This is a genomic window from Streptococcus sp. 11-4097, assembly GCF_018215285.2.
In the GTDB taxonomy this organism is placed as follows: Bacteria; Bacillota; Bacilli; order Lactobacillales; family Streptococcaceae; genus Streptococcus.
Genome location: NZ_CP185262.1, coordinates 494,914 through 518,650 on the forward strand (window position 1 = coordinate 494,914; position 23,737 = coordinate 518,650).

Consider the following 23,737-nt stretch of genomic DNA (forward strand, 5'->3'; position numbering starts at 1 on the left):
ACAGAATGATTGAATACAAAAATGTGGCGCTACGCTACACAGAAAAAGATGTCTTGAGAGATGTTAATTTACGGATTGAGAATGGCGAGTTTATGGTTTTAGTTGGTCCATCTGGATCAGGTAAGACGACCATGATCAAGATGGTCAACCGCCTCTTGGAACCGACTGATGGAAATATTTATATGGATGGCAAGCGTATCAAAGACTATGATGAGCGTGAACTTCGTCTTTCTACTGGTTATGTTTTACAGGCCATTGCTCTCTTTCCAAATCTAACGGTTGCTGAAAATATTGCCCTGATTCCTGAGATGAAGGGCTGGACTAAGGAAAAAATTGCTCAGAAAACAGAAGAGCTTTTGGCCAAGGTTGGCTTGCCAGTAGCTGAGTATGGGCATCGTTTACCTAGTGAACTATCTGGTGGGGAGCAACAGCGTGTTGGAATTGTACGGGCTATGATTGGTCAGCCTAAGATTCTCCTCATGGATGAACCTTTTTCAGCCTTGGATGCTATTTCTCGCAAACAGTTGCAGATTCTGACGAAAGAATTGCATAAAGAATTTGGGATGACAACGATTTTTGTAACCCATGATACGGATGAAGCTCTGAAATTGGCGGACCGTATTGCTGTCTTGCAGGATGGAGAGATTCGTCAGGTGGCGAATCCCGAGACGATTTTAAAAGCTCCTGCAACAGATTTTGTAGCAGACTTGTTTGGAGGTAGTGTACATGACTAATTTAATTGCAACTTTTCAGGATCGTTTTAGTGATTGGTTGACAGCTCTATCTCAACATTTGCAGTTGTCACTTTTGACCTTGTTGCTGGCCATCTTTATAGCGATTCCCTTGGCTGTTTATCTTCGATATCATGAGAAGTTAGCGGATTGGGTCTTACAGATTGCAGGGATTTTCCAGACCATCCCGTCTCTGGCCTTGTTAGGGCTCTTTATTCCCTTGATGGGAATTGGAACCTTGCCGGCTTTGACAGCTCTAGTGATTTATGCGATCTTTCCGATTTTACAAAATACCATCACTGGACTCAAGGGAATTGATCCAAGTCTACAAGAGGCTGGGATTGCCTTTGGGATGACTAGGTGGGAGCGTCTCAAGAAGTTTGAAATTCCACTTGCTATGCCTGTTATGATGTCTGGGATTAGGACGGCAGCTGTCTTAATTATCGGTACGGCAACCTTGGCGGCCTTGATTGGTGCAGGGGGGCTGGGTTCCTTTATCCTTTTGGGAATTGACCGTAATAATGCCAGTCTGATTTTGATCGGGGCACTTTCTTCTGCAGTGCTTGCTATTGCCTTTAACTTCCTACTAAAAGTGATGGAAAAAGCAAAATTGCGGACGATTTTTTCTGGTTTTGCCTTGGTGACCATATTACTCGGTTTGTCTTATAGTCCAGCCCTCTTAGCTCAAAAAGAGAAAGAGAACTTGATCATTGCTGGGAAATTGGGTCCAGAACCAGAAATTTTGGCCAATATGTATAAGTTGCTAATTGAAGAAAATACCAGTATGACTGCGACTGTTAAACCGAATTTTGGGAAAACAAGCTTCCTCTATGAAGCTCTGAAAAAAGGTGATATTGATATTTATCCTGAATTTACCGGTACGGTGACTGAAAGTTTACTTCAGCCATCACCTAAAGTGAGTCATGAGCCAGAGCAGGTTTATCAGGTGGCGCGTGATGGTATTGCCAAACAGGATCATCTAGCCTATCTCAAACCAATGTCTTATCAAAATACCTATGCTGTAGCTGTTCCGAAAAAAATTGCTCAAGAATATGGCTTGAAGACCATTTCGGACTTGAAAAAAGTAGAAGGACAGTTGAAAGCTGGCTTTACTCTCGAATTTAATGACCGTGAAGATGGCAATAAGGGCTTACAATCAATGTATGGTCTCAATCTCAATGTAGCTACGATGGAACCAGCCCTTCGCTATCAGGCTATTCAGTCAGGTGATATTCAAATCACGGACGCCTATTCGACTGATGCGGAATTGGCGCGTTATGATTTGCAGGTCTTGGAAGATGACAAGCAACTCTTCCCACCTTATCAAGGAGCTCCACTGATGAAAGAAGCTCTTCTCAAGAAACATCCAGAGTTGGAAACAGTTCTCAATAAATTGGCTGGTAAAATTACTGAAAGCCAGATGAGCCAGCTTAACTATCAAGTCGGTGTTGAAGGCAAGTCAGCAGAACAAGTAGCCAAAGAGTTTCTACAAGAACAAGGTTTGTTGAAGAAATAGTTTGAAAATGTCAAACTCAACTTTGTTAAACGACCATATAGAAAACTGCTCAGACAATGTTGTCTGGGCTTTTTTAGTGTCAGAATTAATGATTTTCATTTTTAAATGGAAAATAAGAGGAAATTTTTAGGATTTTCTAAAATTTTACTGTAAATACACTTGACTATTCACAAAATAGGTGTATAATGTGTTGTGAACTACTTAACAAATAAAGATTTCTAGCTCATGTCGACTAAGGCTGGAAATCTTGTGTATAGACAGTTCAGTAGATATATAATAGAGCGTTGCGTCCGAAAGTCTATCCAGACACGGCTCTTTAAAAACAAAAGGAGAAATGATGCATACTTATTTGCAAAAGAAAATTGAAAATATCAAAACAACCCTAGGTGAAATGTCAGGTGGTTACCGTCGTATGGTTGCGGCAATGACTGATTTAGGATTTTCAGGAACTATGAAGGCTATCTGGGATGACCTTTTTGCCCATCGTAGTTTTGCACAGTGGCTGTATCTGTTGGTTTTAGGAAGTTTTCCTCTCTGGCTGGAATTGATTTATGAACACCGTATTGTTGACTGGATTGGGATGATTTGTAGTCTGACAGGGATTATCTGTGTTATCTTTGTATCGGAAGGTCGGGCAAGTAATTATCTTTTTGGCTTGATTAACTCTGTTATCTACCTTATTTTAGCCCTACAAAAAGGCTTTTACGGTGAGGTATTGACGACCCTTTACTTCACGGTCATGCAACCGATTGGACTTCTAGTTTGGATTTATCAAGCTCAGTTCAAGAAAGAAAAGCAGGAGTTTGTCGCACGTAAGCTGGACGGCAAGGGCTGGACTAAGTATCTTTCCATTAGTGTTCTTTGGTGGTTGGCCTTTGGCTTCATTTATCAGTCTATTGGTGCCAATCGTCCCTATCGCGATTCCATCACCGATGCGACCAATGGGGTAGGACAAATTCTCATGACAGCTGTTTAGCGTGAACAATGGATATTCTGGGCAGCTACCAATGTCTTTTCAATCTATCTATGGTGGGGAGAAAGCCTGCAAATCCAAGGGAAATACCTGATTTATCTCATCAACAGTCTAGTTGGATGGTACCAGTGGAGTAAGGCAGCTAAGCAGAATACTGACTTACCTAACTAAGAAACAAAGTAAGAAATAAAGTTTGAAAGTACTGTTTTGAATTTTCGGTTAAAACAGATAGAGTTGATAATCAAGGATTTGAGATAATGAAAAAGAGGATCAGTTGGTCCTCTTTTGTTGTTGAAAAGTAAAAACTCAGTAGCCTAGGTATAAGGCAACTGAGCTCTACTCTGTATTCATTTTTTAGAAATAAGAAGGTCTAGATAAAACTGGACCACTTCTTGTTCTGTGAAATCTTGCCCTTTTTTGAGCCACCAGGTCAATGTCTCGATAAAGTTGGACACGACTAAGTGTTGGAGGTAAGAAGTAGGCAGATTTAGGTGAGCTTCTTTTAAATCATCAGCCATCAGGGAATAGACATGGTGTTCTAGCTCTTTATGGAGTTGACGAAGGAAGTAGTCATTTTTGGAGAATAGTAAACTGGTGATATGGTCTTGATTTTTCTGAAAATGCAGAAAGAGGTGGGCGAGGTAATCTTTGGTTGAAATAGCTTGCTCCCTTTCAAAGAGATGATGGAAGAGATAGCGACAGAGCTCATCCAGAAGTAGCTCCTTGCTCTCATAGTGACAGTAAAAGGTAGAACGTCCCACATCTGCGAGATCAATGATATCCTGAACAGTAGTAGTCTCGTAGCCCTTAGCATTCAAAAGTTGTAGAAAAGCTTGATAGATGGATTTTTTTGTTTTACTGATACGGCGGTCAATCTTAGTCATATGGACACTTGAGGCAAATTGTTCAGAACTGAATAAAGCTGACCTTTTGCTTCTATCCTTTCTTTGAGTTTTAGTGGATAATGATAATGAACAAGATGTTCATGAATCTATTATAACAAAGGAATGAGAAATATGAAGGCAAAATATGCTGTTTGGTTAGCTTTTTTCTTAAATTTGACTTATGCCATTGTCGAGTTTATTGCAGGTGGAGTATTTGGCTCGAGCGCTGTTCTTGCTGACTCTGTGCATGACTTGGGAGATGCGATTGCAATTGGAATATCAGCTTTTCTAGAAACCATCTCTAATAGTGAAGAAGATAATCAGTACACCTTGGGCTATAAGCGGTTTAGTCTGCTAGGAGCCTTGGTAACAGCGATAATACTCATGACAGGATCTGTTCTAGTCATTTTGGAAAATGTTACGAAGATTTTAAATCCGCAACCAGTCAATGATGAGGGGATTCTCTGGTTAGGAATTATTGCAGTAAGTATTAATGTGTTAGCCAGTTTAGTGGTTGGTAAGGGAAAGACAAAGAATGAGTCTATTCTAAGTCTGCATTTTCTGGAAGATACCCTAGGGTGGCTGGCTGTGATTCTGATGGCGATTGTTCTTCAATTTACGGACTGGTATATTCTAGATCCGCTTTTGTCCCTTGTCATTTCTTTCTTTATTCTTTCAAAAGCTCTTCCACGTTTTTGGTCTACGCTCAAGATTTTCTTGGATGCTGTGCCGGAAGGTCTTGATATTAAGCAAGTAAAGAGTGGCCTGGAGCGATTGGACAATGTGGCCAGTCTTAATCAGCTTAATCTCTGGACTATGGATGGTTTAGAAAAAAATGCCATTGTCCATGTTTGTATGAAAGAAATGGGGAATATGGAAGCTTGTAAAGAATCTATTCGAATTTTCCTCAAAGATTGTGGTTTCCAAAATATTACCATTGAAGTGGATGCAGACCTAGAAACCCACCAAGCGCATAAGCGAAAGGTGTGTGACTTGGAGCGGAGTCAGGAGCATCAACATTAGGAAAAATGATTGGGTATTATTTTATTTGGAATAGAGTATTTTCTTTATTATTCAAATATTTTAAAAGATTGGTACTAGAAGAGTATTGTATAAACTCCATTACATGATTGATAATTATAAAAAATTTTTCGATTAGATGCAAAATGCTTGACTTGGAGTCAACTCAAAGTTATATAATGAGATAAGTGAGTTAGAATAGCTTTAACTCAGTGAATGAAATGAGAGGAGGTTAGTGTATGAATATTAAATCAGCCAGCGACTTATTGGGAATTTCAACGGATACGATTCGGTATTATGAACGGGTTGGTCTTGTACCACCGATTACTCGTACTGCAACTGGAATTCGTGATTTTCAAGATCAGGATATTGAGGTACTGGAATTTATTAAGTGTTTTCGTTCGGCGGGTGTCTCTGTGGACAGTTTAGTTGACTATATGTCGCTCTACCAAAAGGGGGATGAAACGAGAGAGGAAAGGCTTGGTATTTTAGAAGACGAAAAGAAAAAATTAGAGGAGCGCTTGTCTCAGTTACAGACGGCTTTAAATCGCTTAAATCTCAAAATTAAACTTTACAAGGAAGGAAAATTTTAAATGAAATCAGCAGTATATACAAAGGCGGGTCAGGTTGGACTTGCTACCATTGAACGTCCGAAAATTGAGGCAGCAGATGATGCCATTATCCGCATTGTTCGCACTTGCGTTTGTGGATCTGACCTTTGGAGTTACCGTAATCTCGAAATCGAAGAAGGGCATAGTAATAGTGGTCATGAGGCTATCGGAATCGTCGAAGAAGTTGGTGAGGCTGTCACTACTGTAAAACCAGGTGACTTTGTCATCGCGCCTTTCACTCATGGTTGTGGTCAGTGTGATGCCTGTCGTGCCGGTTATGATGGGACTTGTGACCGCCATATTGGCACCAACTGGTCAGGTGGTGTTCAGGCTGAGTATATCCGTTTCCACTTTGCCAATTGGGCACTTGTGAAAATCCCAGGTCAACCTTCAGATTATAGCGAAGGCATGCTCAAGTCACTTTTAACACTTGCTGATGTCATGCCGACCGGTTACCATGCAGCGCGTGTGGCTAATGTGCAAAAAGGCGACAAGGTGGTCGTTATCGGGGATGGGGCTGTAGGTCAATGTGCGGTTATCGCAGCTAAGATGCGTGGAGCATCTCAAATTGTCCTTATGAGTCGCCACGAAGACCGTCAAAAAATGGCCTTGGAGTCAGGTGCGACAGCTGTTGTTGCTGAACGTGGTGAAGAAGGTATTGCCAAAGTCCGTGAAATCCTTGGAGGTGGAGCAGATGCCGCTCTTGAGTGTGTCGGTACGGAGGCAGCTGTCGATCAAGCCCTTGGGGTGCTTCATAATGGAGGTCACTTAGGTTTCGTAGGTGTTCCTCACTACAATAACCGTGCCCTTGGTTCGACCTTTGCCCAAAACATTTCAGTGGCAGGTGGAGCAGCCTCTGTCACAACTTATGACAAACAAGTATTACTAAAAGCTGTTCTTGATGGTGATATCAATCCAGGTCGTGTCTTTACTTCAAGTTATAAACTGGAAGATATTAATCAAGCCTATAAAGATATGGATGAACGCAAGACCATTAAGTCTATGATTGTGATGGATTAAAAAAGAAAAACCTAATGGAGATTTGAGCCTCTCTATTAGGATTTTTTATCATGTTTAATTTGTTGAGTTATGGCAGAGTGCTTTCTCTCAATGTCAGTCTGGTTCCCAGCATAGTCAAGCTAGGGATTTTGCGACCGTGGAGTACTTCCTTGTTAAGAATATCCATCCCTGCTCGGCCCATCTCTTCAGTATAGACTGTGATACTGGAGAGGGGAGGATAGACTTGCTTGGTCAGGCTGGTGTCGTTAAAGGAAATGAGGCTGACGCGGTCTGGCAGGCTGATTCCAGCTTCTTGGAGGGCACGGAGGGCACCGATGGCTAAACTATCGCTGGCTGCGAAAAATGCTGGTGGGAGTTGGTCTCCTAAACTCTGAATAGCCTTCTTCATCAAGTCATAGCCAGACTGGGCGGTAAATCTTCCTTGAAAGACTAATCCATCATGATAGATTCCTCTTGATTGACTGTAGTTTCTGAAATTTTCCAGCCGCTTATCCTTAATGATTTCTTCTTGGTCAGTTGTTTCCTCAAGACCTGTTAGAATCCCGATACGGTCCATCCCTTGGCTAAGGAAATAATCGACAACTTGTTTCATAGCAGTATAAAAGTCCGTGATAATGCAGGTGTGTCCTAGCGAGAGGGTATCGCTGTCTAGAAAGACAAGTGGCTTTTGGTATTCTTCAAAGGCAGAAATCTGAGCTCGACTAAATTTTCCGATGCATAGTATCCCAATTACTTCCTCGCTTAGGGTAAAAGGATGGTCATTAAAATAGCGCAAAATATCATAGTCCAGTTCTTGGGCTCTTTTTTCGATGCCTAGGCGAATCTGGTAGTAGTAGAGGTCGTCCAGCTCCCCTTGTTCGCTGACCCATTGGATAATGGCAATCTTTTGCTTGGGCTTGTGGGACTTGCCTGTCTTGAGGTGCTTGGTGTAGCCCAGCTCTTCAGCAACTGTTAAAATACGGTGTCTGGTTTCTTCTGTGACAGATAGGCTCTGGTCGCGGTTGAGGACACGGGATACGGTCGCGATAGAGACAGAGGCTAGCTGTGCAATGTCTTTTAATGTAGCCATAAATCCTCCTTGATTAGGTTAGTATATCATATTTTTCTGCTTTTTACTGATAGTTTAGTAAAATTTTAGTAAAAAGGATTGACCTTGGCAAATGCCTTGGATACAATAGAAGAAAACGATTACACGTTGAGATGACTTAACGGACAGTAAAAGGAGAATTCATATGACACAACATCTTACTTCTGAAGCACTTCGCAAAGACTTTCTTGCTGTTTTTGGTCAAGAAGCAGACCAAATTTTCTTCTCACCAGGTCGTATCAATCTGATTGGTGAACACACAGACTACAACGGTGGGCACGTTTTTCCAGCTGCTATTTCCTTGGGAACTTACGGTGCAGCTCGCAAGCGTGACGATCAAGTTTTGCGCTTCTACTCAGCTAACTTTGAGGACAAGGGGATCATCGAAGTTCCTCTTGCAGACCTCAAGTTCGAAAAGGAGCATAGCTGGACCAACTATCCAAAAGGAGTTCTTCATTTCTTGCAAGAAGCTGGACATGTGATTGACAAAGGTTTTGATTTTTATGTTTATGGGAATATCCCAAATGGTGCTGGTTTGTCTTCTTCAGCATCCTTGGAACTCTTGACAGGGGTAGTGGCAGAGCATCTCTTTGATTTAAAACTAGACCGTTTGGATTTGGTTAAAATTGGAAAACAAACAGAAAACAACTTTATCGGAGTGAATTCTGGTATTATGGACCAGTTTGCTATCGGTATGGGAGCTGACCAACGTGCTATTTACTTAGATACTAACACTTTAGAGTACGACTTGGTGCCACTTGATTTGAAGGACAATGTCGTTGTTATCATGAACACTAACAAACGTCGTGAATTGGCGGATTCTAAATATAATGAACGCCGTGCTGAGTGTGAAAAATCAGTAGAAGAACTACAAGTGGCTTTGGACGTTCAAACCTTGGGTGAATTGGACGAGTGGGCTTTTGACCAATACAGCTATCTGATTAAAGACGAAAATCGTTTGAAACGTGCTCGCCATGCTGTGCTTGAAAATCAACGTACTCTTAAAGCTCAAGCAGCCCTTCAAGCAGGAGATTTGGAAACATTTGGTCGTTTGATGAATGCGTCACACGTTTCCCTAGAGCATGACTATGAAGTAACTGGTTTGGAATTGGATACCCTTGTTCACACAGCTTGGGCACAAGAAGGCGTTCTCGGTGCTCGTATGACAGGGGCAGGTTTTGGCGGATGTGCCATTGCTTTGGTGCAAAAAGATGCTGTTGATGCCTTTAAGGAAGCTGTTGGAAAACACTACGAGGAAGTAGTTGGCTACGCTCCAAGCTTTTATATCGCTGAAGTTGCAGGTGGCACTCGCGTCCTTGACTAGTCAAAAGGAGGCTCTATAGTGACCTTAGTAGATAAATTTGTAACACATGTCATTTCTGAAAGTTCATTTGAGGAAATGGATCGAATCTACCTGACCAATCGTGTCTTGGCACGAGTGGGAGATGGTGTTTTGGAAGTTGAGACGGATCTAGATCAATTGATTGAACTCAAGGACCAGCTGGTTGAGGAAGCCGTTCGATTAGAGACGATTGAGGATAGTCAGACTGCGCGTGAAATCCTTGGTGCTGAACTGATGGATTTGGTGACCCCTTGTCCGAGTCAGGTCAATCGTGACTTCTGGGAAACCTACGCCCAGTCTCCTGAGCAAGCGATAGCGGATTTCTACCAACTCAGTCAGAAGAATGACTACATTAAACTCAAGGCCATTGCTAAAAATATCGCTTATCGTGTTCTGTCTGATTACGGTGAACTTGAAATTACCATCAACCTCTCTAAGCCTGAAAAGGATCCCAAAGAGATTGCGGCAGCCAAGTTGGTGCAAGCTAGCAATTATCCCCAGTGTCAGCTTTGTCTAGAGAATGAGGGCTACCATGGTCGAGTTAACCACCCAGCTCGCAGCAACCACCGTATTATCCGTTTTGAAATGGCTGGTCAGGAGTGGGGCTTCCAGTATTCGCCCTATGCTTACTTTAATGAGCATTGTATTTTCTTAGATGGCCAGCATCGTCCCATGGCCATTAGTCGTCAGAGCTTTGAACGTCTGCTTGCTATCGTAGAGCAGTTTCCAGGATATTTTGCAGGCTCTAATGCCGACCTGCCAATCGTGGGAGGCTCTATTCTGACTCATGATCACTATCAGGGAGGCCGTCACGTATTTCCTATGGAATTGGCTCCTCTGCAAAAGACATTCCTATTTGCTGGTTTTGAGCAGGTCAAGGCTGGCATTGTCAAATGGCCAATGTCAGTATTGCGTTTGACTTCGGATTCCAAAGAAGATTTGATTAACTTATCTGATAAGATTTTGCAGGAATGGCGTCAGTATTCAGATTCTGCAGTGCAGATTTTGGCAGAGACAGACGAGACACTGCATCACACCATCACACCAATTGCTCGTAAACGTAATGGACAATTTGAGTTGGACTTGGTCTTGAGGGACAATCAGATTTCTGCAGAACATCCTGATGGCATCTATCATCCTCACAAGGATGTCCAGCATATCAAGAAAGAAAATATCGGCTTGATTGAGGTCATGGGCTTGGCAATCTTGCCACCACGTCTGAAAGAAGAAGTGGAGCAAGTCGCTAGCTATCTCGTGGGAGAAGCTGTTACAGTTTCCGATTATCATCAGGAATGGGCAGACCAACTTAGAGCCCAATATCCAGCCCTAACAGATAAAGAAAAAGCCCTTGAAATCGTCAAGGACTCTGTTGGTGCTATCTTTGCGCGTGTGCTTGAGGACGCAGGAGTCTACAAGCAGACAGAACAAGGACAGGCAGCCTTTATGCGCTTTGTGGAGCAGGTCGGAATTTTGCCAGACTAGGAGCTTTCTCCTTGCACAGTCCTATAAAAAGTAGTATCATAGTGTCGTTTGAAATATCAGGAGGAAACGATGAAAGACTTTCATTTTGACGCTATATCTGCCTTTGAAAATTACGAAATTGAACAAATGAGAGATGGTCACGTTGTGGTGACGACCAAAGTAGTGGACTCGTCTCTCAACTACTATGGCAATGCCCATGGTGGCTATCTCTTTACCCTTTGCGACCAGATCAGTGGTTTGGTGGTCATATCTCTGGGGCTTGATGGAGTGACGCTCCAGTCTTCTATCAACTACCTCAAAGCAGGAAAACTCGACGATGTGCTGACCATTAAAGGAGAATGTGTCCACCAAGGACGCACAACTTGCGTCGTGGATGTCGATATCACCAATCAAGAAGGCAGAAATGTCTGTAAAGCAACCTTTACCATGTTTGTTACAGGCCAACGGTCAGAAGACAGACAGGTGAGGATATAGAGAGTAATTTAATAGAGTGAGGTGAATTTTGGAATTTATAAAATTTGCCTTACTCGTTTTTTGGTATTGATATGATTTAATTCTAAAATAGAAAATTTAGTAATGTGGTAGAAAATACAAGAGTTGTGTTTTAATTTCTATGGTATAATTAGAAGCATGAAGATAAAAGAAATGAAGGAAGTTGCTTTACAACCGTTCACGAAATGGACAGGAGGTAAAAGACAATTATTGCCTGTTATTAGAGAATTAATGCCTAAAACCTATAACAGGTATTTTGAACCTTTTGTTGGAGGCGGAGCTTTATTTTTTGATTTAGCTCCTAAAGATGCAGTTATCAATGATTTTAATGCTGAACTAATAAATTGCTATCAACAAATTAAGGATAATCCTCAAGAATTGATTGAAATTTTGAAAGTTCATCAGGAATATAATTCAAAAGAATATTATTTAGATTTACGTTCTGCAGATCGTGACGAAAGAATAGATATGATGTCCGAAGTACAAAGAGCTGCACGTATTCTCTATATGTTGAGAGTGGACTTTAATGGTTTATATCGTGTGAATTCTAAGAATCAGTTTAATGTACCTTATGGTCGTTATAAAAATCCTAAAATTGTTGATGAGAATTTGGTATCTGCTATTTCAACTTATCTGAATAATAATCAAATAGAAATTAAAAAAGGAGATTTTGAAAAGGCTGTTTTGGATGTTCAACCAGGGGATTTTGTATATTTTGATCCCCCGTATATTCCGTTGTCAGAGACAAGTGCCTTTACTTCCTACACTCATGAGGGATTTTCTTATGATGATCAAGTAAGATTAAGAGATACCTTTAAGAAATTGAGTGATACAGGAGCTTATGTTATGTTATCAAACTCCTCTAGTTTTTTGGTAGAGGAGTTGTATCGAGATTTTAATATCCATTATGTTGAAGCTACCCGAACTAATGGAGCAAAATCTTCGAGTCGAGGAAAAATTTCTGAAATTATAGTCACAAATTATGAAAAATAACGAATATAAGTATGGAGGTGTTTTAATGACAAAACCATACTATAATAAAGATAAAATGATTCTTGTTCATGCAGATACGTTTAAGTTATTATCGAAAATGAAACCAGAAAGCATGGACATGATCTTTGCTGATCCTCCATATTTTTTGAGTAACGGTGGCATATCAAATTCTGGGGGACAGGTTGTATCTGTAGATAAAGGTGACTGGGATAAGATTTCTTCCTTTGAGGAAAAGCACGAATTCAATCGTAAATGGATTCGTTTAGCAAAAGAAGTTTTGAAGCCTAATGGGACTATTTGGATTTCGGGGAGTTTACATAATATTTACTCAGTTGGAATGGCATTAGAGCAAGAAGGTTTTAAAATTCTAAATAACATTACTTGGCAGAAAACAAACCCTGCACCTAATTTATCCTGTCGTTATTTCACTCATTCTACTGAAACTATTTTATGGGCAAGAAAAAATGATAAAAAAGCTCGTCACTATTACAATTACGATTTGATGAAAGAGCTAAATAATGGTAAGCAAATGAAAGATGTTTGGACAGGTGCTTTGACGAAAAAAGCTGAGAAATGGGCTGGCAAGCATCCAACACAAAAACCAGAATATTTATTGGAACGTATAATTTTAGCCTCTACTAAAGAGGGTGACTATATTCTAGATCCATTTGTTGGTAGTGGCACTACGGGTGTTGTTGCGAAGCGATTAGGTAGAAGATTTATAGGTATCGATGCTGAAAAAGAATATTTAAAAATTGCAAAGAAGAGATTGGAGGTATAGAGAATGAAAAAGGGTGGCATTGGAGGAGCGAACACTGCAACAGGATTAGCGTTTGAATTACAGACAGATTTTCCAACATTTTTATCCAAGCAAGCAGGTTATAGTATTGAAAATATTGACTATGATACAAAGAGACAGGGAAAGGGGCAAGAGACAAAAATTATCAAAGGAACGAAGTTACGTGCAAAACCTATGAGATGGAAAATCAAATTTTTAGAAAAAGAAGTTGGACAGATTTTCCAAAAAGATGGTTTATATCGTTATTTTGATGAAATTGATGATTTTGATTATACTAAAATCATATCCGCCAAATTATTACCTGACGAAGCAATCTTTGTTATTAGTAAGAATACTGTGTATATAATTGAGAAAAAAACACAGAGTGGAGGCGGTAGTGTAGATGAAAAGTTGCAAACATGTGATTTTAAATTAAAACAGTATAAGAAACTATTTTCACCTTTAAATAAGGAGGTTTGTTATTCTTATCTATTAGATACAGATTGGTTTAAGAATCCTCGGTATAAAGATGTCTTAGATTATATCATTAGTGTAGGCTGTAAATATTATTTTAATTATATTCCGTTAAATGCGATTGGCTTACCATTACCTAAACAAGAGGACAATTAATTATGAATTTAAAAAATTATTTAATAAAAACCCCACAAGAAAGGTTAATGATTTTCTTAGAATCATTATCAATTACCAACAGAACTCCTGAATACTATGTAAATTGGGAGAAAGTTGATCGTGAGACAAAGAAGTATGAACTAGAGTTGAACACTTTAAACTACTTAATTGGTAAAGATGATATTTATATAGAAGCTCTTGACTTGTTCACTAAACAACCTAATTTGTTAAAAGCAATTCCTAGTCTGATTGCAAGTCGTGATAATGTTTTAGATATTCTGACAATAGATAATGACGATAATATGTCTTTTGAGCAATTAGATTTCAAAACGATAGACACTAGCAGAATAGATGATTACATCAAATTTATTGAGAAATCTGGTTTATTAAAGTTTTTACAACAACATGCTAATCGTTCATTAGTTGATTATGTTTATGGAGTGGAGACTGGATTAGATAGCAATGCACGAAAAAACCGAAGTGGGACAACCATGGAGGGAATTTTAGAGAGACACGTAGCAAAAATTTCTCAGGAACAAAAATTGGATTGGAAAGCTCAAGCTACATCCCAATATATTAAAGATAAGTGGGGGATTAAGGTACCTGTCGATAAGTCTGAAAGAAGATTTGATGTTGCAGTTTATTCCCGAGAAAAACATAAGGTTTGGCTGATTGAAACGAATTACTATGGTGGAGGAGGAAGTAAATTAAAAGCGGTGGCTGGAGAGTTTACTGAACTCAGTCAATTTGTTATTACATCAGATGACGATGTTGAATTTGTTTGGGTTACTGATGGTCAAGGATGGAGAACAGCACACTTACCTCTAGCAGAAGCATTTAGTCACATTACGAATGTATTTAATTTAGAGATGTTAAGAGAAGGATTTTTAGCTGATTTATTTTTATAATGATTGCTCATTAGCTACACAAAAAAGAGGCTCGCACCTCTTTTTCTTATTTCTTTTTATGATTTAATACAGCGTTGAGTACAATGGCGAGTAGGCTGGCTACGACGATTCCGTTTGAGAAGAACATTTGGAAGGCTGTCGGCATGCTGACGAAGAGATTGCTGTTGTTGAGTCCGACACCTGCAGCGATGGATACAGCTGCGATAAGGAAGTTATGTTCATTGTTAGCAAAATCAACACGGGCAAGGATTTGCATTCCTTGAATAGATACAAAACCAAACATCACCAGCATAGCACCACCGAGGACAGGGCTCGGAATGATTTGGGCAAGGGCGCCGAACTTAGGAAGGAGTCCAAGGAGAACCAGGAAACCAGCTGCGTAGTAGATTGGCAGGCGAGTCTTGATACCTGACAATTTAACCAAACCAACGTTTTGTGAAAATCCTGTGTAAGGGAAGGTGTTAAAGATTCCTCCGAGAAGTACGGCCAAACCTTCTGCGCGGTAACCGTTACGCAGGCGCGTGCTGTCGATTGGATCCTTTGTGATATCAGACAAGGCTAGGTAAACACCAGTGGACTCAACCATTGACACCGTTGCGATGATACACATCATGACAATAGATGAGATTTCAAAGGTTGGCATCCCAAAGTAGAGAGGAGTTGGGACATGGACAAGAGGTGCTGCAGCAACAGGAGAGAAATCAACCAAGCCCATGCTAGCAGCAATGGCAGTTCCGACAACCAGTCCAATCAAAATGGAGATAGACTTGATAAATCCTTTGGTAAAGATGTTAATCAAGAGGATAATCACAACGGTAATAGCTGCAAGTAAGAGACTTTGACCAGTTGGCTCTGGAACGTTATTTCCCATATTTCCAATAGCGACAGGAATCAAGGTTAAACCAATAGTGGTAATAACAGATCCTGTTACGATAGATGGGAAAAGATTGGCTACTTTTGAGAAAATGCCTGAAACAAGAACCACGTAAATCCCTGATGCGATAAGGGCACCAAACATAGCACTACTACCATGGCTTTGCCCAATCATAATCAAGGGAGCGACCGACTGAAAGGCGACTCCAAGAACGACTGGGAGTCCAATCCCAAAGTATTTGTTGAGTTGGAGTTGGAGGAAGGTTGCCACCCCACACATGAAGATATCTGTGGAAATCAGGTAGGTCAACTGCTCAGCTGAATAGCCAAGGGCTGTCGCAATCATGATGGGAACCAGGATGGATCCTGAGTACATGGCTAGTAAGTGCTGCAAGCCAAGAACTGCTGCTTGCGAATGTTTTTCTTGAGTTTGCATTAGAGATCTGCCTCCTTAAATACGAGCTGACCATTTTCAAAACGCTCCAAGCGAGCGAGTGATAGGACAGGATAGCCTGCTTTTTCAAGCAAATCACGGCCATCTTGGAAGGATTTTTCAATCACGATACCGATGGCTTCGACTGTGGCACCAGCTTGTTCGATGATTTGAATCAAGCCTTTGGCAGCTTGGCCATTAGCAAGGAAATCGTCGATAATCAAGACCTTGTCCTCTGGTGAGAGGAATTTTCCAGCGATAGAAACGGTGCTGGTCACCTGCTTGGTAAAGGAGTAAACTTCGGCAGTTAAGATACCTTCGTTCATAGTGATGTTCTTAGCTTTTTTAGCAAAAATCATGGGAACGTTTAAGGCTTCAGCTGTAAAAACGGCTGGGGCAATACCTGACGCTTCAATGGTTACGACCTTGGTAATACCAGCAGAAGCAAATTTTTCCGCAAAAACCTTACCGATTTCTCGCATCAAGCTAAAGTCAACTTGGTGGGTTAAAAAGGAATCCACCTTGAGGATGTTATCACCCAAGATATGCCCATCCTTGAGGACGCGCTCTTCTAATAATTTCATAAGACCTCCTAAAGTCTAAAAGCTAATTTACTTGTTGTTTAAATGTTTCTATAGTGATCCCTTTTGCTAGTACTATATATTTGATAAAACTATTACGAGCGAAGCGAGTCTTATCAAATATTTCCCGTTGTAGTGGTATCATAGACAATAATCTTGTTATTGTCTATGACGGGATTTTTGAGACTTTTGGCTCAAAAATTAGGGATGAAATTCCGAAGGAAGTTGCTCCCGTCCGCACTAATTAAGGGAAATATTAAAAATATTCAAAAAAGACCTACTTAATCTCTAAGTAAGTCCCCAAAATAGGCATGGCAAAAACGACCATACCTCACTTCTGACTTACTTATTGTTAGGTGTTCCGGCACCTTGTAGAAACGTCGTGCCAATTCACGACATAAACAAGTAAAATGATATTTAATTTTAAATAGGCTTGTGCCAATGTTTTTATTTTACACTAAATAACTTTAGAAATCAAAGATTTTGTTAGTGTTTAGATAAAAAAAACGAACGAACAAAAACCTACAACACGATACAGTATTGTAGGTTTCTATTTTTCTACTCGCTAAATCTTAAAAAATAGCCATCTGGATCCAAAATCGCAAATTCATGGGGATATATAAAGCTATCTCCTACTCGAAATTCTCTTTTAGTCAAAGGACGATGGATAGGATAGTCAGCTTCCAGCAGTTTTTGGTGGAGCTGAGGAACATCTGCAATGCCAAAGGAAATATTGACACCGCGCCCGAAAGGATAGGTTAGTTGGGCTAATTCTTCTGTGCTGCCTTCTTCTAGCATAAGTTGGCAGTCTTCAAGCGAGAGGAAGAGAAATTTTTCCTCTGGACGCTCGTATTCGACAGAAAATCCCAGCAAGTCGCAGTAGAAGTGGCGTGACTTTTCGAGGTCAGATACTACAAATTCAGGAATGACAGCTTGATAGTCCATTAGCTTTCTCCTTAGAGCTCAATCTCCATGACAATGGGTGTGTGGTCTTGGCGCGCACCAGAGTCAATCATATCAGACTTGGTCACCTTGTCAGCGATGCGGTTACTTGTGAGCCAGTAGTCGATTCTCCAGCCTGTATTGTTGATTTTAGAAGTCTTGCTGCGCTGTGCCCACCAAGTGTAGCGTTCTGGAACATCGCCGTGAATGTGGCGGAAGGTGTCCGTAAATCCAGTTGCCAAGAGGTTGGTAAATCCAGCACGTTCCTCGTCGGTAAATCCTGGTGAACGGCGGTTGCTAGCAGGATTTGCAAGGTCGATTTCATTGTGGGCTACGTTGTAGTCGCCGGTCGCAAGGACTGGTTTTTCTTTGTCTAGTTGAGCTAAATACTCCGCATATTTGACATCCCAGACTTGACGTTCTTCCAAGCGTTTGAGACCATCACCAGCATTTGGAGTGTAAACTTGCGTTACGAAAAATTCATCAAATTCCAAGGTGATGATGCGGCCTTCCAAGTCCATGGTAGAAGGGGCACCGATTTCTGGGAAAGTGACAGTAGGTGTAAGTTCTTTCTTATAAAGGAACATGGTTCCAGCATAGCCTTTACGGGCAGGTTCTTGGGAAGAGCGCCACGTGTTTTCGTAGTCTGGGAAGAGTTCAGCTAAAATTTCCAAGTGTTTCTTTGTAGGCCCCTTGACAGAAAGCTTGGTTTCTTGGATAGCGATGATATCAGCATTTTCAGCGATCAAGGTTTGTAGTACTTCTTGGGACAATTTGGCACGAGCTGAGTCACTAGTTAGGGCAGCATTGAGGGAATCAATATTCCATGAGATGAGTTTCATAAAGTTACCTTTTTCATTCAGATTATAGATTTTATTATACCAAAAAAAGGTCCATTTCCCCAACGTATGGCTTGAAAAATCACTCTCTTTCGTTTATAATTAAGAATGATTTTATGAAAGGGAGTGAAAATAAATGAAATTTTACTCATATGACTATGTACTTAGCCAAATCAGTCAGCAAAATGGAATGATGATTGGCTTTGGGATTGTGCTCCTAGCTATCACAGGATTTTTTGCTTTTAAAGCCTATCGAGATAAAAAGGGGACTAAGTTTCGGGAATTGGTCATGATTTTGGCCTTGACCTTGGTGGCCATGCTTTTGGTGACAATCTCAAAATACCAGACCAATCAAGCCTCTAACAACCAATTTCAAACTTCCCTTCATTTCATAGAGGTTGTTTCCAAAGACTTGGGAGTGGATAAATCAGAAGTTTATGTCAATACTTCTGCAGCCACTGATGGAGCACTTATCAAGGTAGGTTCAAATTTCTATCGTGCCATGAACGGGAGCCAACCAGACAAGTATCTTTTAGAGAAATTAGAATTGCATCAAACAGACGCTATTGAATTGGTGGAGGTAAACAAATGACACTCAATTATATGGAAATTTTAATCAAACTGGCCTTGGGTCTTTTCTCTCTTGTTTTTGTTATTAATGTGACAGGAAAGGGGAATCTAGCACCTAACTCTGCTACAGACCAAATTCAGAACTATGTTCTTGGTGGTATCATCGGTGGGGTGATTTACAATAGTTCAATCAGCATTCTGCAGTACGCAGTGATTTTGATGATGTGGACGATTTTGGTCTTGACCCTCAAGTGGCTCAATAACAATGTTCGTTTTGTCAAACGCTTGATTGATGGAAAACCAACTCTCCTTATCAAAAATGGGCAGATTGACCCAGAAGCCTGTCGTTCAGTTGGTTTGTCTGCAGCAGAAGTTGCTCTCAAACTTCGTAGCCAAGGGATTTTCCAGATGAAACAGGTCAAACGCGCTGTGCAGGAGCAAAATGGCCAACTCATCGTGGTCCAAATAGGAGATGAAAATCCTAAGTATCCAGTTGTGACTGACGGTGTGATCCAAGTCGATGTCTTGGAAACGATTGGCCGTAGCGAAGAGTGGCTGCTTGATAATCTCAGCAAACAAGGACATGACAATGTAGCCAATATCTTTATCGCTGAGTATGACAAGGGTGCGGTCACAGTCGTAACCTATGAATAAGAAAAACCTGGGGTCTTGGCCTCAGGTTTCTATTTGCAATCAGAAAGGGATGTTATGTCCATTATTCAAAAACTTTGGTGGTTTTTCAAGTTAGAAAAACGCCGTTATTTAGTCGGGATTGTGGCTCTGGTCTTGGTTTCCGTCCTCAACCTCATTCCCCCAATGGTTATGGGGAGGGTCATTGATGCCATCACATCGGGGCAATTAACCCAGCAGGACCTCCTTCTTGCCCTATTTTACTTGCTTCTTGCAGCCTTTGGGATGTACTATCTGCGCTATGTTTGGCGTATGTATATCCTTGGGACTTCCTACCGTTTGGGACAGATTATGCGCTCTCGCTTATTTGAACATTTCACAAAAATGTCTCCAGCTTTTTATCAAACCTACCGGACGGGGGACCTGATGGCACACGCAACCAATGATATCAATGCCCTAACGCGTCTGGCAGGGGGTGGTGTTATGTCTGCCGTGGATGCCTCTATCACGGCTTTAGTGACCTTGATGACCATGCTCTTTAGCATTTCGTGGCAAATGACCCTAGTTGCCATTTTACCCTTACCTTTCATGGCTTATGCGACCAGTCGTTTAGGTAGAAAGACTCATAAGGCCTTTGGTGAATCACAAGCTGCCTTTTCTGAACTCAATAACAAGGTGCAGGAGTCCGTATCAGGTATTAAAGTGACCAAGTCTTTCGGGTACCAGGCGGACGAGCTCAAGTCCTTTCAGGCAGTCAATGAATTGACCTTCCAAAAGAACCTGCAAACCATGAAATACGATAGTCTCTTTGACCCCATGGTTCTCTTATTTGTTGGTTCCTCCTATGTTTTAACCCTCTTGGTCGGCTCCTTGATGGTTCAGAAAGGGCAAATCACGGTTGGGAATCTAGTTACCTTTATCAGCTACTTGGATATGCTGGTTTGGCCTCTTATGGCTATTGGTTTCCTCTTTAATATCACTCAGCGAGGGAAGGTTTCCTATCAGCGGATTGAGGAACTTTTGTCTCAGGAATCACCTGTACAAGACCCTGAGTTTCCTCTAGACAGTATTGAAAATGGGCGCTTGCAGTATGCCATTGATAGCTTTGCCTTTGAAAATGAGGAAACACTGACGGATGTTCACTTTAGTTTGGAAAAAGGGCAAACACTGGGTCTGGTTGGGCAAACAGGCTCTGGGAAAACATCTCTAATCAAACTCCTCTTGCGTGAATACGATGTGGATAAGGGAGCTATTTACCTAAACGGTCATAATATTCGTGACTATCGTCTGACAGATCTTCGTAGTCTTATGGGCTATGTTCCTCAGGACCAGTTCCTCTTTGCGACTTCAATCTTAGACAATATACGCTTTGGCAATCCTAACTTGCCCCTTTCAGCGGTCGAGGAAGCGACTAAGCTAGCTCAAGTTTACCAAGACATTGTAGACATGCCTCAGGGATTTGATACGTTGATTGGTGAAAAGGGAGTCAGTCTTTCTGGAGGTCAAAAGCAGCGTCTGGCCATGAGTCGGGCTATGATTTTAGATCCTGATATCTTGATTTTGGATGATTCTTTGTCGGCTGTGGATGCCAAGACGGAGTATGCGATTATCGACAAACTCAAGGAGACGCGAAAGAACAAAACAACCATTATCACGGCTCATCGCCTCAGTGCAGTTGTCCATGCAGATCTGATTTTAGTCCTGCAAAATGGTCAAATTATCGAACGAGGCAGGCACGAAGACTTGCTAGCTTTGGATGGCTGGTATGCCCAAACCTACCAGTCTCAGCAGCTGGAAATGAAAGGAGAAGAAGATGCAGAATAAGAAAGAACAATGGGCTGTATTGAAGCGCTTGATGTCTTATCTCAAGCCTTATGGACTCCTTACCTTTTTGGCACTCAGTTTTCTCCTAGCGACGACGGTTATTAAAAGTGTCATTCCCCTTGTGGCTTCCCACTTTATCGACCAGTATCTCAGCAATCTCAATCAACTCGCTGTGACCGTTTTGCTGGCCTACTATGGCCTTTATATCCTACAAACTCTGGTCCAGTATGTCGGCAATCTTCTCTTTGCGCGTGTGTCTTACAGTATTGTTAGGGATATTCGTCGCGATGCCTTTGCCAATATGGAAAAGCTGGGCATGTCTTATTTTGACAAGACGCCAGCAGGCTCTATCGTCTCTCGTTTGACAAATGACACCGAGACCATCAGTGATATGTTTTCGGGAATTTTGTCCAGCTTTATCTCAGCAGTTTTCATCTTTCTGACAACTCTTTATACCATGTTGGTGTTGGATTTTCGTTTGACTGCATTAGTCTTGCTCTTTCTCCCCTTGATTTTCCTTTTGGTCAATCTCTATCGGAAAAAATCAGTGAAAATCATTGAGAAAACCAGAAGTCTCTTGTCAGATATCAATAGCAAGCTGGCTGAAAACATCGAGGGAATCAGAATAATCCAGGCCTTTAATCAAGAGAAGCGCCTACAGTCAGAGTTTGATGAAATCAACCAAGAACACTTGGTCTATGCCAACCGTTCTGTAGCCTTAGATGCCCTCTTTTTGCGTCCTGCCATGAGTTTGTTGAAACTCCTAGGCTATGCAGTTTTAATGGCCTATTTTGGCTATCGTGGACTTTATCTGGGAATAACGGCAGGAACCATGTATGCCTTTATCCAGTACATCAATCGTCTCTTTGATCCCCTGATTGAGGTGACTCAAAACTTTTCAACCCTTCAAACTTCCATGGTGTCTGCAGGTCGTGTATTTGCCTTGATTGACGAGAGGACCTATGAACCTCTTCAAGAAAGTGGGCAGGCTAAAGTCAAAGAAGGCAATATTCGATTTGAACATGTGTGCTTCTCATATGATGGCAAACATCCGATTCTGGATGACATTTCTTTCTCTGTTAATAAGGGTGAAACCATAGCTTTTGTAGGGCATACAGGTTCTGGGAAATCGTCTATTATCAATGTCCTCATGCGCTTTTATGAATTTCAGTCAGGGCGAGTTCTCTTGGATGATGTGGATATCAGGGACTACAGTCAAGAAGAACTGAGAAAAAACATCGGTCTGGTATTGCAGGATCCCTTCCTCTATCATGGGACCATTAAGTCCAATATCGCCATGTACCAAGAAATCAGTGATGAGCAGGTCCAGGCTGCGGCAGCCTTCGTGGATGCAGATTCCTTTATTCAAGAACTTCCGCAGGGTTACGACTCCCCTGTGTCTGAGCGTGGTTCGAGTTTTTCAACTGGACAGCGCCAGCTTCTTGCCTTTGCTAGAACAGTCGCCAGTCAGCCTAAAATTCTGATTTTGGATGAAGCGACAGCCAATATTGACTCTGAAACAGAAAGTCTGGTTCAAGCTTCTCTGGCTAAGATGAGACAGGGACGAACAACCATTGCCATCGCCCACCGTCTTTCGACCATCCAAGACGCCAACTGTATTTATGTTTTGGACAAGGGGCGCATCATCGAGAGCGGAACCCATGAGGAACTCTTGGCTCTGGGAGGAACCTATCACAAGATGTATAGTTTGCAGGCAGGTGCTATGTCTTAATACTCTTTGATTTTCATTGAGCATAAGAAGGAAATCATTCAAATTACAGATTTCTTTCACCGCCTTTTCCATTTTGTGGTATAATGAAAAATGTTGACAAATAGTATAATAAAAACAAAGGAGAAACAGCATGCTGAAATGGGAAGACTTGCCCGTGGAAATGAAATCAAGCGAGGTTGAGTCTTACTACCAGCTTGTCTCTAAAAGGAAGGGTTCGCTGATTTTCAAGCGTTGTTTGGACTGGGTTTTGGCCTTGGTTGTACTGGTTCTGACCTCTCCCATCTTTCTCATTTTGAGCATTTGGATCAAGTTGGATAGCAAGGGGCCAGTGATTTACAAGCAAGAGCGCGTGACCCAGTACAATCGACCTTTCAAGATTTGGAAGTTCCGTACCATGGTGACGGATGCGGATAAAAAAGGAAGTCTGGTGACTTCTGCTAACGATAGCCGCATCACTAAGGTTGGCAATTTCATCCGCCGTGTCCGTTTGGACGAACTGCCTCAGTTGGTCAATGTCCTTAAAGGTGAGATGTCCTTTGTCGGTACACGACCTGAAGTGCCACGCTACACAGAGCAGTATAGCCCTGAAATGATGGCGACTTTGCTTTTACCAGCAGGGATTACCTCTCCAGCCAGCATCAACTACAAGGATGAGGACACCATCATCAGTCAAATGACGGAGAAAGGTTTGTCAGTTGACCAGGCCTATGTCGAACACGTCCTTCCTGAAAAGATGCGCTATAACCTCGCCTATCTCCGAGAGTTTAGTTTCCTTGGAGACATCAAAATCATGTTTCAAACCGTGTTTGAAGTGCTAAAATAAAGTAGTCATAAGAAAATGAGTAC

The 23,737-nt window shown here is 41.4% G+C and carries 23 protein-coding genes, 1 pseudogene and 1 riboswitch; of the genes and pseudogenes, 18 read left to right on the forward strand and 6 right to left on the reverse strand.

What is annotated here, in order from left to right; genetic code table 11:
- The first annotated feature begins 5 nt into the window (after positions 1 to 5).
- The 3 genes and pseudogenes from KB197_RS02655 (at position 6) to pnuC (ending at position 3,391) form a co-directional block, all read left to right on the forward strand.
- Positions 6 to 734 carry an ABC transporter ATP-binding protein gene (locus tag KB197_RS02655; protein WP_004259046.1) on the forward strand — a complete coding sequence of 243 codons (729 nt, stop codon included), beginning with the start codon at positions 6 to 8 and terminating at the stop codon, positions 732 to 734.
- The gene (locus KB197_RS02660) at positions 727 to 2,247 is read left to right on the forward strand and encodes an ABC transporter permease/substrate-binding protein (RefSeq protein WP_000182947.1); all 1,521 of its coding nucleotides are present in this window, start codon (positions 727 to 729) and stop codon (positions 2,245 to 2,247) included. The genes KB197_RS02655 and KB197_RS02660 overlap by 8 nt, the downstream gene beginning before the upstream one ends.
- A gap of 337 nt (positions 2,248 to 2,584) precedes the next feature.
- A pseudogene (gene pnuC, locus KB197_RS02665) lies at positions 2,585 to 3,391 on the forward strand (nicotinamide riboside transporter PnuC).
- A 176-nt stretch (positions 3,392 to 3,567) separates the two neighbouring features.
- Here pnuC and KB197_RS02670 read toward each other — a convergent pair.
- Positions 3,568 to 4,104, reverse strand: a complete 537-nt coding sequence (locus KB197_RS02670) for a TetR/AcrR family transcriptional regulator (RefSeq protein ID WP_064275734.1) — start codon at positions 4,102 to 4,104, stop codon at positions 3,568 to 3,570.
- A gap of 132 nt (positions 4,105 to 4,236) precedes the next feature.
- Here KB197_RS02670 and KB197_RS02675 point away from each other — a divergent pair, with 132 nt between their 5' ends.
- From KB197_RS02675 to KB197_RS02685, 3 genes are all read left to right on the forward strand, one after another.
- Positions 4,237 to 5,127 carry a cation diffusion facilitator family transporter gene (locus KB197_RS02675; protein WP_064275735.1) on the forward strand — a complete coding sequence of 297 codons (891 nt, stop codon included), beginning with the start codon at positions 4,237 to 4,239 and terminating at the stop codon, positions 5,125 to 5,127.
- A gap of 236 nt (positions 5,128 to 5,363) precedes the next feature.
- Positions 5,364 to 5,717, forward strand: coding sequence for a stress response transcriptional regulator NmlR (gene nmlR, locus KB197_RS02680; RefSeq protein WP_064275736.1), 354 nt, complete (start codon positions 5,364 to 5,366; stop codon positions 5,715 to 5,717).
- Positions 5,718 to 6,755: a zinc-binding dehydrogenase gene (locus KB197_RS02685; protein ID WP_064275737.1), complete on the forward strand. Its 1,038-nt coding sequence runs from the start codon at positions 5,718 to 5,720 to the stop codon at positions 6,753 to 6,755.
- A 67-nt stretch (positions 6,756 to 6,822) separates the two neighbouring features.
- Here the strand turns inward: KB197_RS02685 and galR are convergent, their stop codons facing one another.
- On the reverse strand, positions 6,823 to 7,824 hold the full coding sequence (gene galR, locus KB197_RS02690) for a DNA-binding transcriptional regulator GalR (protein ID WP_212573474.1): 1,002 nt from the start codon (positions 7,822 to 7,824) through the stop codon (positions 6,823 to 6,825).
- Between the two features lie 163 nt (positions 7,825 to 7,987).
- Between galR and KB197_RS02695 the strand changes: the two genes are divergently transcribed.
- The 7 genes from KB197_RS02695 (at position 7,988) to KB197_RS02725 (ending at position 14,467) form a co-directional block, all read left to right on the forward strand.
- The gene (locus tag KB197_RS02695) at positions 7,988 to 9,166 is read left to right on the forward strand and encodes a galactokinase (RefSeq protein ID WP_064275739.1); all 1,179 of its coding nucleotides are present in this window, start codon (positions 7,988 to 7,990) and stop codon (positions 9,164 to 9,166) included.
- An 18-nt stretch (positions 9,167 to 9,184) separates the two neighbouring features.
- Complete coding sequence (locus KB197_RS02700) at positions 9,185 to 10,666, forward strand: UDP-glucose--hexose-1-phosphate uridylyltransferase (protein ID WP_212573473.1); 1,482 nt, start codon at positions 9,185 to 9,187, stop codon at positions 10,664 to 10,666.
- Positions 10,667 to 10,735: 69 nt separating this feature from the next.
- Entirely contained in the window at positions 10,736 to 11,140 is a 405-nt protein-coding gene (locus KB197_RS02705; RefSeq protein WP_000651223.1) for a PaaI family thioesterase, read from the forward strand.
- A gap of 156 nt (positions 11,141 to 11,296) precedes the next feature.
- A complete protein-coding gene (locus KB197_RS02710; protein ID WP_064275741.1) occupies positions 11,297 to 12,151 on the forward strand; it encodes a DNA adenine methylase in 855 nt (284 codons plus the stop codon).
- A 25-nt stretch (positions 12,152 to 12,176) separates the two neighbouring features.
- A complete protein-coding gene (locus KB197_RS02715; RefSeq protein ID WP_064275755.1) occupies positions 12,177 to 12,932 on the forward strand; it encodes a DNA-methyltransferase in 756 nt (251 codons plus the stop codon).
- A 3-nt stretch (positions 12,933 to 12,935) separates the two neighbouring features.
- Positions 12,936 to 13,559, forward strand: coding sequence for a hypothetical protein (locus KB197_RS02720; RefSeq protein ID WP_212573472.1), 624 nt, complete (start codon positions 12,936 to 12,938; stop codon positions 13,557 to 13,559).
- 2 nt (positions 13,560 to 13,561) lie between these two features.
- Complete coding sequence (locus tag KB197_RS02725) at positions 13,562 to 14,467, forward strand: type II restriction endonuclease (RefSeq protein ID WP_064275743.1); 906 nt, start codon at positions 13,562 to 13,564, stop codon at positions 14,465 to 14,467.
- A gap of 46 nt (positions 14,468 to 14,513) precedes the next feature.
- Here KB197_RS02725 and KB197_RS02730 read toward each other — a convergent pair whose 3' ends face one another.
- The 4 genes from KB197_RS02730 to KB197_RS02745 all read right to left on the reverse strand — a co-directional run bounded on the left by KB197_RS02730 (position 14,514) and on the right by KB197_RS02745 (position 18,138).
- On the reverse strand, positions 14,514 to 15,776 hold the full coding sequence (locus KB197_RS02730) for a nucleobase:cation symporter-2 family protein (protein WP_064275744.1): 1,263 nt from the start codon (positions 15,774 to 15,776) through the stop codon (positions 14,514 to 14,516).
- The gene (locus KB197_RS02735; RefSeq protein WP_064275745.1) at positions 15,776 to 16,357 is read right to left on the reverse strand and encodes a xanthine phosphoribosyltransferase; all 582 of its coding nucleotides are present in this window, start codon (positions 16,355 to 16,357) and stop codon (positions 15,776 to 15,778) included. The genes KB197_RS02730 and KB197_RS02735 overlap by 1 nt, the downstream gene beginning before the upstream one ends.
- A 326-nt stretch (positions 16,358 to 16,683) precedes the next feature.
- Positions 16,684 to 16,779: riboswitch (purine riboswitch) on the reverse strand.
- A 133-nt stretch (positions 16,780 to 16,912) separates the two neighbouring features.
- On the reverse strand, positions 16,913 to 17,299 hold the full coding sequence (locus tag KB197_RS02740) for a bleomycin resistance protein (RefSeq protein ID WP_212573471.1): 387 nt from the start codon (positions 17,297 to 17,299) through the stop codon (positions 16,913 to 16,915).
- An 11-nt stretch (positions 17,300 to 17,310) separates the two neighbouring features.
- A complete protein-coding gene (locus KB197_RS02745) occupies positions 17,311 to 18,138 on the reverse strand; it encodes an exodeoxyribonuclease III (protein ID WP_212573470.1) in 828 nt (275 codons plus the stop codon).
- A 133-nt stretch (positions 18,139 to 18,271) separates the two neighbouring features.
- Here KB197_RS02745 and KB197_RS02750 point away from each other — a divergent pair, with 133 nt between their 5' ends.
- The 5 genes from KB197_RS02750 to KB197_RS02770 all read left to right on the forward strand — a co-directional run bounded on the left by KB197_RS02750 (position 18,272) and on the right by KB197_RS02770 (position 23,714).
- Entirely contained in the window at positions 18,272 to 18,727 is a 456-nt protein-coding gene (locus tag KB197_RS02750; RefSeq protein ID WP_000675343.1) for a DUF3290 family protein, read from the forward strand.
- Entirely contained in the window at positions 18,724 to 19,359 is a 636-nt protein-coding gene (locus KB197_RS02755; protein ID WP_000174453.1) for a DUF421 domain-containing protein, read from the forward strand. Before KB197_RS02750 ends, KB197_RS02755 begins: the two co-directional genes overlap by 4 nt.
- A 54-nt stretch (positions 19,360 to 19,413) precedes the next feature.
- Entirely contained in the window at positions 19,414 to 21,159 is a 1,746-nt protein-coding gene (locus KB197_RS02760) for an ABC transporter transmembrane domain-containing protein (RefSeq protein ID WP_212573469.1), read from the forward strand.
- A complete protein-coding gene (locus tag KB197_RS02765) occupies positions 21,149 to 22,891 on the forward strand; it encodes an ABC transporter ATP-binding protein (RefSeq protein ID WP_212573468.1) in 1,743 nt (580 codons plus the stop codon). Before KB197_RS02760 ends, KB197_RS02765 begins: the two co-directional genes overlap by 11 nt.
- A gap of 130 nt (positions 22,892 to 23,021) precedes the next feature.
- Positions 23,022 to 23,714, forward strand: coding sequence for a sugar transferase (locus KB197_RS02770; protein WP_000922210.1), 693 nt, complete (start codon positions 23,022 to 23,024; stop codon positions 23,712 to 23,714).
- The last annotated feature ends 23 nt before the right edge of the window (positions 23,715 to 23,737 follow it).

Excerpts from the sequence above, each read along its gene's own strand:
- KB197_RS02655 (WP_004259046.1), top strand. The coding sequence starts at position 6 with ATGATTGAATACAAAAATGTGGCGCTACGCTACACAGAAAAAGATGTC.
- KB197_RS02685 (WP_064275737.1), top strand. The coding sequence starts at position 5,718 with ATGAAATCAGCAGTATATACAAAGGCGGGTCAGGTTGGACTTGCTACC.
- KB197_RS02725 (WP_064275743.1), top strand. The coding sequence starts at position 13,562 with ATGAATTTAAAAAATTATTTAATAAAAACCCCACAAGAAAGGTTAATG.
- galR (WP_212573474.1), bottom strand. The coding sequence starts at position 7,824 with ATGGCTACATTAAAAGACATTGCACAGCTAGCCTCTGTCTCTATCGCG.
- KB197_RS02710 (WP_064275741.1), top strand. The coding sequence starts at position 11,297 with ATGAAGATAAAAGAAATGAAGGAAGTTGCTTTACAACCGTTCACGAAA.
- KB197_RS02745 (WP_212573470.1), bottom strand. The coding sequence starts at position 18,138 with ATGAAACTCATCTCATGGAATATTGATTCCCTCAATGCTGCCCTAACT.
- KB197_RS02770 (WP_000922210.1), top strand. The coding sequence starts at position 23,022 with ATGCTGAAATGGGAAGACTTGCCCGTGGAAATGAAATCAAGCGAGGTT.
- KB197_RS02675 (WP_064275735.1), top strand. The coding sequence starts at position 4,237 with ATGAAGGCAAAATATGCTGTTTGGTTAGCTTTTTTCTTAAATTTGACT.
- KB197_RS02705 (WP_000651223.1), top strand. The coding sequence starts at position 10,736 with ATGAAAGACTTTCATTTTGACGCTATATCTGCCTTTGAAAATTACGAA.
- KB197_RS02735 (WP_064275745.1), bottom strand. The coding sequence starts at position 16,357 with ATGAAATTATTAGAAGAGCGCGTCCTCAAGGATGGGCATATCTTGGGT.
- KB197_RS02740 (WP_212573471.1), bottom strand. The coding sequence starts at position 17,299 with ATGGACTATCAAGCTGTCATTCCTGAATTTGTAGTATCTGACCTCGAA.
- KB197_RS02750 (WP_000675343.1), top strand. The coding sequence starts at position 18,272 with ATGAAATTTTACTCATATGACTATGTACTTAGCCAAATCAGTCAGCAA.
- KB197_RS02715 (WP_064275755.1), top strand. The coding sequence starts at position 12,177 with ATGACAAAACCATACTATAATAAAGATAAAATGATTCTTGTTCATGCA.
- KB197_RS02720 (WP_212573472.1), top strand. The coding sequence starts at position 12,936 with ATGAAAAAGGGTGGCATTGGAGGAGCGAACACTGCAACAGGATTAGCG.
- nmlR (WP_064275736.1), top strand. The coding sequence starts at position 5,364 with ATGAATATTAAATCAGCCAGCGACTTATTGGGAATTTCAACGGATACG.
- KB197_RS02695 (WP_064275739.1), top strand. The coding sequence starts at position 7,988 with ATGACACAACATCTTACTTCTGAAGCACTTCGCAAAGACTTTCTTGCT.
- KB197_RS02755 (WP_000174453.1), top strand. The coding sequence starts at position 18,724 with ATGACACTCAATTATATGGAAATTTTAATCAAACTGGCCTTGGGTCTT.
- KB197_RS02670 (WP_064275734.1), bottom strand. The coding sequence starts at position 4,104 with ATGACTAAGATTGACCGCCGTATCAGTAAAACAAAAAAATCCATCTAT.
- KB197_RS02660 (WP_000182947.1), top strand. The coding sequence starts at position 727 with ATGACTAATTTAATTGCAACTTTTCAGGATCGTTTTAGTGATTGGTTG.
- KB197_RS02765 (WP_212573468.1), top strand. The coding sequence starts at position 21,149 with ATGCAGAATAAGAAAGAACAATGGGCTGTATTGAAGCGCTTGATGTCT.
- KB197_RS02730 (WP_064275744.1), bottom strand. The coding sequence starts at position 15,776 with ATGCAAACTCAAGAAAAACATTCGCAAGCAGCAGTTCTTGGCTTGCAG.
- KB197_RS02760 (WP_212573469.1), top strand. The coding sequence starts at position 19,414 with ATGTCCATTATTCAAAAACTTTGGTGGTTTTTCAAGTTAGAAAAACGC.